The 11560-nt window shown below is 64.1% G+C and carries 12 protein-coding genes; 10 read left to right on the forward strand and 2 right to left on the reverse strand.

Going from position 1 to position 11560, the window contains the following annotated elements; genetic code table 11:
• The first annotated feature begins 14 nt into the window (after positions 1-14).
• Complete coding sequence (locus tag HBJ55_RS21635; RefSeq protein WP_167120207.1) at positions 15-704, forward strand: 1-acyl-sn-glycerol-3-phosphate acyltransferase; 690 nt, start codon at positions 15-17, stop codon at positions 702-704.
• Here the strand turns inward: HBJ55_RS21635 and HBJ55_RS21640 are convergent, their stop codons facing one another.
• Together HBJ55_RS21640 and HBJ55_RS21645 are read right to left on the reverse strand one after the other, a co-directional pair.
• The gene (locus HBJ55_RS21640; protein WP_167120182.1) at positions 705-1991 is read right to left on the reverse strand and encodes an HlyC/CorC family transporter; all 1287 of its coding nucleotides are present in this window, start codon (positions 1989-1991) and stop codon (positions 705-707) included.
• A gap of 75 nt (positions 1992-2066) precedes the next feature.
• Positions 2067-2867 (reverse strand): cytochrome C assembly family protein, encoded by an 801-nt coding sequence (locus HBJ55_RS21645; RefSeq protein ID WP_167120185.1) that lies wholly within the window; start codon positions 2865-2867, stop codon positions 2067-2069.
• Positions 2868-3147: 280 nt separating this feature from the next.
• On the opposite strand from HBJ55_RS21645, the gene ffh reads away from it, so the two are divergent.
• The 9 genes from ffh to thrC all read left to right on the forward strand — a co-directional run bounded on the left by ffh (position 3148) and on the right by thrC (position 11480).
• Entirely contained in the window at positions 3148-4548 is a 1401-nt protein-coding gene (gene ffh, locus HBJ55_RS21650; RefSeq protein WP_167120188.1) for a signal recognition particle protein, read from the forward strand.
• A 245-nt stretch (positions 4549-4793) separates the two neighbouring features.
• Positions 4794-5042, forward strand: coding sequence for a 30S ribosomal protein S16 (rpsP, locus tag HBJ55_RS21655; protein ID WP_167120190.1), 249 nt, complete (start codon positions 4794-4796; stop codon positions 5040-5042).
• Between the two features lie 23 nt (positions 5043-5065).
• Positions 5066-5623: a ribosome maturation factor RimM gene (gene rimM, locus HBJ55_RS21660; protein ID WP_167120193.1), complete on the forward strand. Its 558-nt coding sequence runs from the start codon at positions 5066-5068 to the stop codon at positions 5621-5623.
• 38 nt (positions 5624-5661) lie between these two features.
• Positions 5662-6444 carry a tRNA (guanosine(37)-N1)-methyltransferase TrmD gene (gene trmD / locus HBJ55_RS21665; protein ID WP_167120210.1) on the forward strand — a complete coding sequence of 261 codons (783 nt, stop codon included), beginning with the start codon at positions 5662-5664 and terminating at the stop codon, positions 6442-6444.
• Positions 6445-6576: 132 nt separating this feature from the next.
• Positions 6577-6933: a 50S ribosomal protein L19 gene (gene rplS / locus HBJ55_RS21670; protein ID WP_167120196.1), complete on the forward strand. Its 357-nt coding sequence runs from the start codon at positions 6577-6579 to the stop codon at positions 6931-6933.
• A gap of 103 nt (positions 6934-7036) precedes the next feature.
• Positions 7037-7939: a site-specific tyrosine recombinase XerD gene (gene xerD, locus HBJ55_RS21675; RefSeq protein WP_422674228.1), complete on the forward strand. Its 903-nt coding sequence runs from the start codon at positions 7037-7039 to the stop codon at positions 7937-7939.
• Positions 7940-7942: 3 nt separating this feature from the next.
• Positions 7943-8698 (forward strand): DsbC family protein, encoded by a 756-nt coding sequence (locus HBJ55_RS21680; RefSeq protein ID WP_167120199.1) that lies wholly within the window; start codon positions 7943-7945, stop codon positions 8696-8698.
• A gap of 73 nt (positions 8699-8771) precedes the next feature.
• Complete coding sequence (locus HBJ55_RS21685) at positions 8772-10088, forward strand: homoserine dehydrogenase (protein WP_167120201.1); 1317 nt, start codon at positions 8772-8774, stop codon at positions 10086-10088.
• Positions 10089-10091: 3 nt separating this feature from the next.
• Positions 10092-11480, forward strand: coding sequence for a threonine synthase (gene thrC / locus HBJ55_RS21690; RefSeq protein ID WP_167120204.1), 1389 nt, complete (start codon positions 10092-10094; stop codon positions 11478-11480).
• The last annotated feature ends 80 nt before the right edge of the window (positions 11481-11560 follow it).

An 11560-nucleotide genomic window follows, 5' to 3' on the forward strand; every position in this document is an offset into this window, starting at 1 on the left:
TGCTCGGCTCCCTGTTGCTGCTGGGGAGCTGGCGTGCGGCTCGTGCGCCGAGACCGCTCATCCGTTTCCTCATCTTCCTGCTGATCCATTGTTGTTATCGGCTGCGCCTGCGTGGACGTGACTTCATTCCGGCCACCGGGGCTGCGGTGGTGGTGTGCAACCATGTCAGCTTTATGGATGCGCTGGTCATGGGAGGGGCTAGTCCACGTCCGCTGCGCTTTCTGATGGATCGGCCGATCTACGAGTCGCCCTGGCTCAACTGGCTGTTTCGCCTGGTCGGGGCGATTCCGGTGGAGTCCGACCGGCGCGATCCCGGCAGCGTGCGCCGCGCGCTGGAAGAGGTCAGCCGGGCGCTGCGTAGCGGCGAAGTGGTAATGCTCTTTCCCGAGGGGCGACTGACACCGGATGGCGAGGTGCAGGCCTTTCGCCGCGGGCTCGAGACTATCCTGGCACGCGACCCGGTGCCAGTGATCCCGGCCGGGCTGTCCGGTCTGTGGGGCTCATGGACCTCGCATCGCGATGGTCCGGCATTGTCCAAGTGGCCGCGGCGCTTTCGCGCCAGGGTGGCGCTCTATTTCGGGAAGCCGATTCCTTCAAGGCTGGCGCGTCGTGATCTGCTGGAAGCGCGAGTGCGAGCACTCAAGGCCGAGGCCGATGGCTGGGCCTGCCCGCTCGAGACGCCTTCCTCGCCACGGCGACGTTGATCACTGCTGGCGCTGGCGACCGCTGCGCACCACCTGCCAGCAGCGCGCCGAGGTGATCAGGTTGTCGCGGACCTCGAGAATTTCCATGCGGACATTGCCTATCTGCAGGCAGGCGGGTCCGTCGGGGAAGGCTTCCAGGTGTTCCAGTATCAGGCCGTTCAATGTCTTGGGTCCGTCGGTGGTCAGTTTCCATCCCAAGGCCCGGTTGATGTCGCGAATGTTGGCAGTGCCGTCGATCACGTGGCTGCCGTCTTCCTGGCGATGGATCTCCTGGTCCTGGCCGGCCACGTCGGTGGTGAACTCGCCGACGATTTCCTCGAGGATGTCCTCCAGCGTGACCAGCCCCTCTACGTCACCATACTCGTCCACCACGATGCCGATGCGTCGCTTCTGCTTCTGGAAGTTGAGCAGTTGGGTGTGCAGCGGCGTCGACTCGGGAATGAAGTAGGGCTCGCGCGCCTCCTGCACGATCGAAGCCTTGGTCACCTCGTCTCGCGACAGGAAGCGCGCCGCGTTGCGTAGATGCAGCATGCCGATGATGTTGTTGATGTCTCCCTTGAACACCGGCAGGCGGGTATGTTGGCTGGTGCGAATCTGGACCAGAATGGCTTCCAGCTCATCGTCGAGGTCGATCCCCACCACCTCGTGACGCGGCACCATGATGTCGTTGACCGTGACGTTCTCCAGGTCGAGAATCGACAGCAGCATCGCCTGGTGGCGGCGTGGAATCAGCGTGCCCGCCTCGTGCACCACGGTGCGCAGCTCGTCGCGGGTCAGGCTGTCGGCGCCGCCTTCGATGCTCTTGACCCCGAGCAGACGCAGCAGGCCGTTGGAGACGGCGTTGACCAGCCATACCAGGGGGTAAAGCAGCTTGAGCAGCGGTTCGAGTATCAGCGAGGAGGGGTAGGCGACGCGCTCGGGCTTGATCGCGGCGTAAGTCTTGGGGCTGACCTCGGCGAAGATGAGGATAACGATGGTCAGGATCAGCGGAGCGACTGCCGGTCCGGTGACATCGCCGAAGAAATGGATGGCGAGCACGGTGGCGATGGCGGCCGCCAAATTGTTGACCAGGTTATTGCCGATCAGGATCACGCCGATGAGCCGGTCCGGGCGTGCCAGCAGCCTCAGGACCCGGCGAGCCCGACTGTCACCGCTATTGGCCTCGTGATTCAGCCGGTAGCGGTTGATCGACATCATGCCGGTCTCGGAGCTCGAAAAGAAAGCGGAAAGACAGACGAGTAGGAAAAGCAGGCCGAACAGCAATCCCAAAGGGAAGTCGTCGCTCAAGGTCGAAGGATCCTCACTGGCGTGTCAGCCCCGTTTGTAGGGATTAGGTTCGGCAGTGTCAAGGCGACTTCCGATTCAAGTGCGGTTGAGGATGACTTCCAGCACTAATTTACTGCCGAAATAAGCCAGCAGCAGCACCGCGCAGCCGCCCAAGGTCCAGCGTACGGCACGCATGCCTCGCCAGCCAAGCACGTGATGGCTGATCAGCAGGATGGCGAAGATCACCCAGGCTGCCAGGGATAGGATCGTCTTGTGAGCCAAGTGTTGGGCGAACATGCTCTCGACGAACAGAAAGCCGCTGAAGATCGACAAGGTGAGCAGCGCCATGCCGGCCCAGATCAGTTCGAACAGCACCCGCTCCATGGTGGTCAGCGGGGGCAGCACCTGTACCACGCCGCGGGTATGGTGATGACGTAAGGCCTGATTCTGCAACCCCAGCAGAACCGCCTGGCAGGCGGCGATGAACAGTATGCCGAAGGCCAGCGCTGAACTCATGGCGTGCAAGGCGATGCCCGGCGTCATGCCATCGGTGCGCTCCGGACTCGGCAGGCCTACTGCCAGCAGCAATGCCAGGCCGGACACCGGAAACAGGGCCACGGCTACGCTGAGTACCGGCTTGGCCAGGCTGACGCTGAGCAGTAGGATGACCATGATCGCGGTCAGCAGCACCGCACTGGTCGAAAGGCCGGGCATCAGGCCAGGGCTCTGGCCGATCAGATTGAAAGCCACGGGAAGATGAAACAACAGGCCCAGCAGACCCAGGACTCGAACCAGGGCAGGACGCTGCGGCACGCGCCGAAGCAGCGTGAGTCCCTGCCAGGAAGCTGCGCCCAGGTAAAGGATGAGAGCCATGATGGCCAGAGGAAGCGCCTGCATCGATTGTCGCCCGTACGCCGCTGCCGGCGTCTGTACATCTCATGGTGGATGGAATCTGCCGAGGCCACTATACCCAATCCTCGCTGCGGCGCACAGCCGTGACGCGCGGCCGGATGCATGGAGACTGGCCGCTGCAGGGCGTATAATGCCGCCCAGATTCTTCAACCGCATTATCTTGGCTGTTCCATCGCCGGGCGAAGCGCGATTTGCGGCAAGCGTGACGCTTCGCCACAGATGCTCTCGAGACGCCGAGCCGACAGCCTGACAGCCGGAGTGGCTTATGTTCCAGAACCTCAGCGAGCGGCTTTCCCAGACGCTCAAGTCCATCAAAGGCCAGGCGCGCCTGACCGAGGACAACATCAAGGACACCCTGCGCGAGGTGCGTCGTGCACTGCTCGAGGCCGATGTCGCGCTGCCGGTGGTCAAGGCCTTCATCGAGCGGGTGCGCGAACGCGCCGTGGGCCAGGAGGTGTCGAAGAGCCTCTCGCCGGGTCAGCAGTTCGTCAAGATCGTCCAGCAGGAGCTCGAGGCGATCATGGGCGAGGCCAACGAGGGGCTGTCGCTCAAGGGGGCGCCCTCGGTGGTGCTGATGGCCGGTCTGCAGGGGGCGGGTAAGACCACCTCGGTGGCCAAGCTGGCGCGCTACCTCAGGGAGCGTGAAAAGAAGAAGGTGCTGGTGGTATCCGCCGATGTCTACCGTCCGGCGGCCATCGATCAGCTCGAGACGCTGGCCAGCGAAGTCGGCGTCGACTTTTTCCCGTCGCGCTCCGACCAGAAGCCGGTTGCCATCGCCGAGGCGGCGATCAAGCACGCCAAGATACAGTTTCACGATGTGGTGATCGTCGACACCGCCGGTCGCCTGGCGATCGACGAAGCCATGATGGCCGAGATCGCCGAACTGCATCGGGCCTGTCAACCGCAGGAAACGCTGTTCGTGGTCGACGCCATGACCGGCCAGGACGCCGCCAACACGGCCAAGGCGTTCCATGAGGCGCTGCCGCTGACCGGTGTGATCCTGACCAAGGCCGACGGCGATGCTCGCGGCGGTGCGGCGCTCTCGGTGCGCCACATCACCGGCAAGCCGATCAAATTCATGGGTGTGGGCGAGAAGGTCGATGCGCTCGAGCCCTTCCACCCGGATCGGGTGGCCTCGCGCATCCTCGGTATGGGCGACGTGCTGTCGCTGATCGAGGAGGCCGAGCGCACGGTCGACAAGAAGAAAGCCGAGCAACTGGCCAAGAAGGTCAAGAAGGGCGAAGGCTTCGACCTCGAGGACTTCCGCGACCAGCTCCAGCAGCTCAAGAAGATGGGTGGTATGGGCGGCCTGCTCGGAAAGCTGCCGGGGATGGGGCAGATGGCCGAGATGGCTCAGGGCCCGGGTCCCGAGAAGGAGCTGGGCAAGCTCGAGGCGCTGATCAACTCGATGACGCCTCAAGAGCGGCGCAAACCCGAGATCATCAATGGCTCGCGCAAGCGTCGCATCGCCACCGGTGCCGGCCTGCAGGTGCCCGATCTCAACCGACTGCTCAAGCAGCACAAGCAGATGCAGAAAATGATGAAGAAGGCGGGCAAGAAGGGCGGCATGCAAAAGATGATGCGCGGCATGTCCGGCATGATGGGTGGCGGTGGCCCTGGTGGCCCTGGTGGGATGGGCGGCCCCGGTGGTTTCCCGTGGCGCTGACGGCCGGGCTCGATAAAAGGGTTTCAAAGCCGGGCTGATTTCCGTAGAATGCTGCGTCTTCATGGCAGGACCGTGGCTCTGCCCGGCTGCACGCTTCTAAAGAAGCGCTTGTAAAGAAAGTGACCGAATGACGCGAAGGCGGGTCCACGGACCCGCTTTCCTGGCAAATGCCGAGAAACCGGCCAGCAGCCGGCCCGGCGCATATCGGTAGTAAACGTAACCTCAACCGAAGGACAGTTAACGCCATGGTTACCATTCGTCTGGCACGTGGTGGCGCCAAGAAGCGTCCCTTCTACCACCTGACCGTGACCGATTCACGCAACTCCCGCGACGGCCGTTTCATCGAGCGTCTGGGCTTCTTCAATCCGATCGCCCGCGGACAGGAAGAGCGCCTGCGCGTCGACCTGGATCGCATCGCTCACTGGCAGGGCCAGGGTGCACAGATGTCCGACCGTGTGGCCGAGCTGGTCAAGGAAGCCCGCAAGCAGGCCTGAGCCTGTAATGCCCCGGTGAGAACATGAGCGAGCAGGCCGAACGCAGCGAACGCGACGAGCATGTGGTGCTGGGCAAGCTGACCAGCCCCTACGGCGTCAAGGGATGGCTCAAGGTCTACTCCCACACCAGTCCGATGGACGGCATCCTCGAGTACTCGCAGTGGGTGTTGAGGCAGGGCGATGCCCTGAAGCGTCATCGGCTGCTGCAGGGGCGGCGACAAGGCAAGGGTCTGGTGGTCCTGCTGGAAGGCGTCGACTCGCGCGAGTCGGCCGAGCAGATGGCCGGTGCCGAGATCCTGCTGCCCAAGGCCGATCTTCCCGAGCTTGGTGGCAACGAGTTTTACTGGCACCAACTGGAAGGGCTCACGGTCGTGACCCGAGAAGGTGTGGTGCTGGGCCGCGTCGCTTATCTGTTCGAGACTGGTGCCAACGACGTCCTGGTGGTCAAGGGTGACCCGCAAGGGACGCCGCCGGCCCTCGACGATCGAGAGCGCTTGCTGCCCTTCTTGCCCGATGAGGTGATCGTCGCGGTGGATCTGGCGGGCGGCAGCATGACCGTCGACTGGGACCCTGACTTTTGACTATCGAGGCGGATGCCGGGCTGAGCGGCTTGCCGGATATGTGGGTCGGCGTCGTGTCGCTTTTTCCCGAGATGTTCGAGGCCGTCACCCGGCACGGCGTCACGGGACGGGCCGTTAGCCAGGGGCGGGTGGCGCTGGAGTTCTGGAACCCGCGCGACTACGCCAACGATCGCCACCGCACCGTGGACGACCGGCCCTACGGCGGCGGTCCCGGCATGCTGATGAAGGTCGACACCCTGCGAGCGGCCATCCACGCTGCACGCGACAGGGCGAGCGAGGTGACGGGACAGCGTCCGCGCGTGGTCTACCTCTCGCCCCAAGGGCGCAGGCTCGATCAGCAAGGCGTGCGTGAACTGGCTTCCGGTCCCCCCCTGGTGGTGGTGGCCGGACGCTACGAAGGTATCGATGAGCGCATCGTGGAAGGCGACATCGATGAAGAGTGGTCGATCGGCGATTACGTGCTCAGCGGCGGCGAGCTGCCGGCCATGGTGCTGATCGACGCCGCGGCAAGACTGGTTCCCGGCGTGCTGGGCCATCAGGATTCCGCGGTCGAGGACTCCTTCAACGAGGGGCTGCTGGATTGCCCGCACTATACACGCCCCGAGGAGATCGACGGGCGGCGGGTGCCGGATGTGCTGCTCAGCGGCCATCACGGCGAGATTCGGCGCTGGCGGCTCAAGCAGTCGCTGGGACGGACCTGGCTCAGGCGCCCCGACCTGCTCGAAGGCAGGGCATTGAGCACCGAGCAGCGAAAGTTGCTCGAGGAGTTCATCGAAGAATACGCCGGCAAGGCGGAGGTGCAGGACGCTGGCTCGCATTGAGCTCGCGGACTTGCGTCACCCATCATCTCCCGCGCTCTCGAGCCAGGCTCGAGCGCCGGGATCACGCACCGCCCTGTACTTGTAATGAGTACTCGTATGAGCGGCGGTGCCGAACATTGAGGAGTTTACGTCATGAGCAGCAAGAACAAGGTGATCCAGGCGCTCGAAACCGAGCAGATGAGCAAGCAGGTGCCGGATTTCGCCCCGGGCGACACCGTCGTCGTTCAGGTCAAGGTCAAGGAAGGCAACCGTGAGCGTCTCCAGGCCTTCGAAGGCGTGGTGATCGGCAAGCGCAACCGCGGCCTGAACTCCGCCTTCACCGTACGCAAGATCTCCCACGGTGTCGGCGTCGAGCGTACCTTCCAGACCTACAGCCCGCTGGTCGACTCCATCGAAGTCAAGCGTCGCGGTGACGTGCGCCAGGCCAAGCTGTACTACCTCCGTGAGCGCAGCGGCAAGTCCGCCCGCATCAAGGAAAAGCTGTCGTAAGACACTCTGCCCGGCGAATCGTTGTGTTGTCCGATTCGTTGCGCAGCTTGGAAGCCCCGCCACCGCTCACGCGGGGCGGGGCTTCGTCATATCGGGCGATGACATGACGCGCGACACTCAATCCCTGGCCCTGATCGAGACCTTCCTCGATACCCTATGGCTCGAGCGCGGGGCGAGCGAGCATACCCTGGCGGCCTATCGCCGTGACCTGGAGGCCTGGGCCGCCCGCCTGGCAGAGGTGGGCGGCGCCCTGATTGCGCCGGATGGCGGCCTGTTGCCGGTCTGGCTCGAGGAGCGTCGCGCCGCCGGCTATCAGCTGCGCAGCAATGCCCGATTGCTCTCCAGCTTGCGCGGCTTCTATCGCTGGGCGCTGGCCGAGGGGCGCATCGCGCACGATCCGCTGGCCGAGGTGCGCCTGCCGCGGGTGCGGCCCAATCTACCGGATACTCTCGAGGAGGACGAGGTAGAGCGCCTGCTGGCCGCGCCTGACCTCGCCACCGATATCGGGATGCGCGACCGCGCCATGCTCGAAGTTCTCTACGGCTGTGGCCTGCGTGTGTCGGAACTGGTGGGACTCAGCGTGGATGCAGTCAATCTGCGCCAAGGCGTGGTGCGGGTGCGCGGCAAGGGTGACAAGGACCGACTGGTCCCGCTGGGGGAAGAGGCCGTACACTGGCTGACACGCTATATGCGCAGCGCGCGTGGTGGGTTGATGAGCGATGTGACGCGGCCGGCGCTGTTTCCCGGGCGTGGCGACAATTGCATGACGCGCCAGACCTTCTGGCATCGGATCAAGACGCACGCACGCACGGCTGGTATCACACGGCCGCTGTCGCCGCATACCCTGCGGCATGCATTCGCCACGCATCTGTTGAATCATGGGGCCAATTTGCGTGTCGTACAGCTGCTGCTCGGACACAGCGACCTGTCGACCACGCAGATCTATACCCACGTTGCGCAGGCACGACTCGAAGCCCTGCACGCCGACCATCATCCTCGAGGCTGAATCATGATTGCGTTATCCCATCGTCTTGCCGGCTCCCTGTTCGCCCTGGCCGTGCCTCTTGCCGCCTTACTGTTACCCGCCGCCGCCTTGGCCGATGGCGCCGAGCGCTTGGCCGAGCGGCTGAAGGTCAACGGCCAGCCGATGCCCGTGGCCAGCGTGCACGAAACGCCGCTGGAGGGCTTTTATCAGGTTCGTCTGGAAACCGGCGAGGCGTTCTACAGCGATGCCGAAGGTAACTATTTTCTGGTCGGCGACCTCTACGAGAATGGCGAAGGAGGATTGACCAACCTGACCGAGCAGTCGCGCAACGTGGAGCGCGCCGAGAAGCTCGCCCAGGTACCCGAGAGCGAGCGGGTCGTGTTTCGCGGCACCGGCGACAGCCGCGCCCAGCTCGTCGTGTTCACCGATACCACCTGCCCCTATTGCCGCCAGTTTCACGAGGAGGTGCCGGCGCTCAACGAGATGGGCATCGAGGTGCACTATCTGGCCTTCCCACGCGCCGGCATGAACTCGCAGGGGGCTCGCACCCTCGAGCAGGTCTGGTGTGCCGACAACCGTAGCGAGGCGATGAACGCGGGTAAGCGACAGGAAACGATTTCGGGTAGCGCCGACTGCGACAATCCGGTCGAGGAACAGTATCATCTGGGCATGGCCGTGGGCGTCCAGGGTACGCCGGCGATCATACTGCCCGATGGGCAACTTGTGCCGGGCTACGTGCCCGCCGAGCGCCTTGTCGACATGCTCGGCCTGGCAGAGTGATAAGCGACGGCAGACCAAGAGCTGCCGAATGCATTTGAACGCTGGACATTGACACAATCTGGGGAGCAGGACATTGAAACCGGTGAGAGTGGGAATCTGTGGTCTGGGTACTGTCGGCGGCGGTACCTTCAACGTGCTGACGCGCAACGCCGACGAGATTGCGCGGCGTGCCGGCCGCCCGATCGTCATCGAGCAGGTGGCGCTGCGCAGCACCAACCCGGAGTGCGACCTCACCGGTATCAAGACCACCAACGATATCTTCGAGGTGGCCCGTAACCCCGATGTCGACGTGCTGGTCGAGCTGGTCGGCGGCTATGACGTGGCTCGCGAGCTGGTACTCACCGCCATCGCCAACGGCAAGCACGTGGTCACCGCCAACAAGGCCCTGATCGCGGTGCACGGCAACGAGATCTTCAAGGCGGCTCACGAGCAGGGCGTCATCGTCGCTTTCGAGGCTGCCGTGGCCGGCGGCATCCCGGTGATCAAGTCGCTGCGTGAAGGGCTTGGCGCCAACCGTATCGAGTGGTTGGCCGGCATCATCAACGGCACCGGCAACTATATCCTCACTCATATGCGCAGCGAGGGTCGCGCCTTCGAGGACGTGCTCGCCGAAGCCCAGGCGCTGGGCTACGCCGAGGCCGATCCCACCTTCGACGTCGAGGGCATTGACGCCGCCCACAAGCTGACCATCCTGGCCTCGATTGCCTACGGTGTACCGCTGCAGTTCGAGAAGGCCTATACCGAAGGCATTTCCCGGGTGACGGCCGAGGATGTCGAGCAGGCCGACAACCTGGGCTACGTGATCAAGCACCTGGGGATTTCCAAGCGCACCGATGCCGGCTTCGAGCTGCGCGTGCATCCGACCCTGATTCCCAAGGAGCGCCTGCTGGCCAACGTCCATGGGGTCAAGAACGCCATCGCCATCATGGGCGACGCCGTGGGGCCGACGCTCTACTACGGTGCCGGTGCGGGTTCCGAACCTACCGCCTCGGCGGTGGTCGCCGACCTGCTCGATGTGGCCCGTGACATCACTACCGATCACCACTATCGCGTGCCTTACCTGGCCTTCAGCGGCATCGACGAGAACGAGGGCAACCTGCCGATCCTGCCCATGGAGGACATTATCACCGCTTGCTACCTGAGGTTGCTGGCGGTAGATCGTCCCGGGGTGCTGGCACGAGTGGCGACGATTCTCTCCGAGCAGGGCATCTCCATCGAGGCACTGGTGCAGAAGGAGGCCACCGAAGGCGAACTGGTACCGATCATCCTGCTGACCCATCGCTGCCGTGAGAAACAGATGAACGAGGCGATCCGCCATATCGAATCGATGGCCGATATCGCCGGACCGGTTACACGCATTCGTGTCGAGTCGCTGGACGAGCAGGAGTAAGTCATGCGCTACATCAGTACCCGCGGGCAGGCGCCTGCGCTCTCTTTCGAAGAGGTCGTGCTGACCGGCATGGCCAGCGACGGCGGGCTCTATGTACCGGAAGCGATTCCGCAGCTCGCGCGCGAAGAGCTCGAGGCGATGGCCGGGCTCTCCTATGCCGAGATCGCCTTTCGCGTGATGAAGCCGTTCGTCAATGGCGAGATCGACGATGAGACGTTTCGTGGCATCGTGCGCGACGCCTACGCCACCTTCAGCCACGACGCCGTGGTGCCGCTCAACCAACTCGACGCCAACCATTTCCTGCTCGAGCTGTTCCACGGCCCCACCCTGGCGTTCAAGGACGTGGCCCTGCAACTGCTCGGTCGCATTCTCGACCACTTCCTGGCCAAGCGCGGCGAACGCGCCGTAATCATGGGCGCCACCTCGGGCGACACCGGCTCGGCGGCGATCGAGGGCTGCCGCCACTGCGACAACCTCGATATCTTCATCCTGCATCCGCATAACCGGGTTTCCGAGGTACAGCGTCGGCAGATGACCTCGGTGCTGGCCGACAACGTCTTCAACATTGCCATCGAGGGCAACTTCGACGACGCCCAGGCCATGGTCAAGGCGAGCTTCGCCGATCAGAGCTTTCTGAACGGCACGCGCCTGGTGGCGGTGAATTCGATCAACTGGGCGCGCATCATGGCCCAGATCGTCTACTACGTGGCCGCCGGCGTGGCGCTGGGAGCGCCGCACCGTCAGGTCAGCTTCTGCGTGCCCTCGGCCAACTTCGGCAACGTCTTTGCCGGCTACATGGCCTACCGCATGGGGTTGCCGGTCAGGCAGTTCATCATTGCCACCAACGCCAACGACATCCTGCACCGCACGATTTCCGACAATGATTTCTCCAAGCAGGAGCTCAAGGCGACCCTGGCGCCTTCGATGGACATCGTGGTGTCGTCCAACTTCGAGCGCCTGCTGTTCGAGGCCTACGAGCGCGACGGCGAAGCCGTGGCAGCGCTGCTCGAGCGCTTCCAGCAGGAGCCCACGGCGCTGGCCGAGGCGCCGCTCACGCGGCTGCGGGCGCTGTTCGCCAGCCACAGCGTCGACGATGCCACTATCCTCGAGGTGATCCGCGAGGCGCACCATCGCACCAAGGAGTTGCTCGACCCGCACACCGCCACCGGCTATCGTGCCGCCGAGCGTGTCCGGGCCGATGCCGCCACACCGATGATCACCCTGGCCACGGCCCACCCGGCGAAGTTCGCCGAGGCGGTGGTCAAGGCCGGCTTCCCCGGCGTGCCGCTGCCGCCGCACATGGACGACCTGCTGGAGCGCGAGGAGCGTTACACCGTGCTGCCGGCGGAGCTGGCGAAGGTACAGGCGTTCGTGGCCGAGAACCGACGGTAGGTTCAGCAAGGCAGCTCGCCAAGGTAGCGAGGGCAAAGGGGACAGGTCAAAGAGGAGGTCGTTTGCCATGGATGGCAAAA

The sequence above is a fragment of the Billgrantia bachuensis genome (genome assembly GCF_011742165.1).
GTDB lineage: Bacteria > Pseudomonadota > Gammaproteobacteria > Pseudomonadales > Halomonadaceae > Halomonas > Halomonas bachuensis.

Bases quoted from the DNA above. Each gene is read 5' to 3' on its own strand.
- HBJ55_RS21645 (WP_167120185.1), bottom strand. From the start codon at position 2,867: ATGCAGGCGCTTCCTCTGGCCATCATGGCTCTCATCCTTTACCTGGGC.
- ffh (WP_167120188.1), top strand. From the start codon at position 3,148: ATGTTCCAGAACCTCAGCGAGCGGCTTTCCCAGACGCTCAAGTCCATC.
- rpsP (WP_167120190.1), top strand. From the start codon at position 4,794: ATGGTTACCATTCGTCTGGCACGTGGTGGCGCCAAGAAGCGTCCCTTC.
- rimM (WP_167120193.1), top strand. From the start codon at position 5,066: ATGAGCGAGCAGGCCGAACGCAGCGAACGCGACGAGCATGTGGTGCTG.
- trmD (WP_167120210.1), top strand. From the start codon at position 5,662: ATGTGGGTCGGCGTCGTGTCGCTTTTTCCCGAGATGTTCGAGGCCGTC.
- rplS (WP_167120196.1), top strand. From the start codon at position 6,577: ATGAGCAGCAAGAACAAGGTGATCCAGGCGCTCGAAACCGAGCAGATG.
- xerD (WP_422674228.1), top strand. From the start codon at position 7,037: ATGACGCGCGACACTCAATCCCTGGCCCTGATCGAGACCTTCCTCGAT.
- HBJ55_RS21680 (WP_167120199.1), top strand. From the start codon at position 7,943: ATGATTGCGTTATCCCATCGTCTTGCCGGCTCCCTGTTCGCCCTGGCC.
- thrC (WP_167120204.1), top strand. From the start codon at position 10,092: ATGCGCTACATCAGTACCCGCGGGCAGGCGCCTGCGCTCTCTTTCGAA.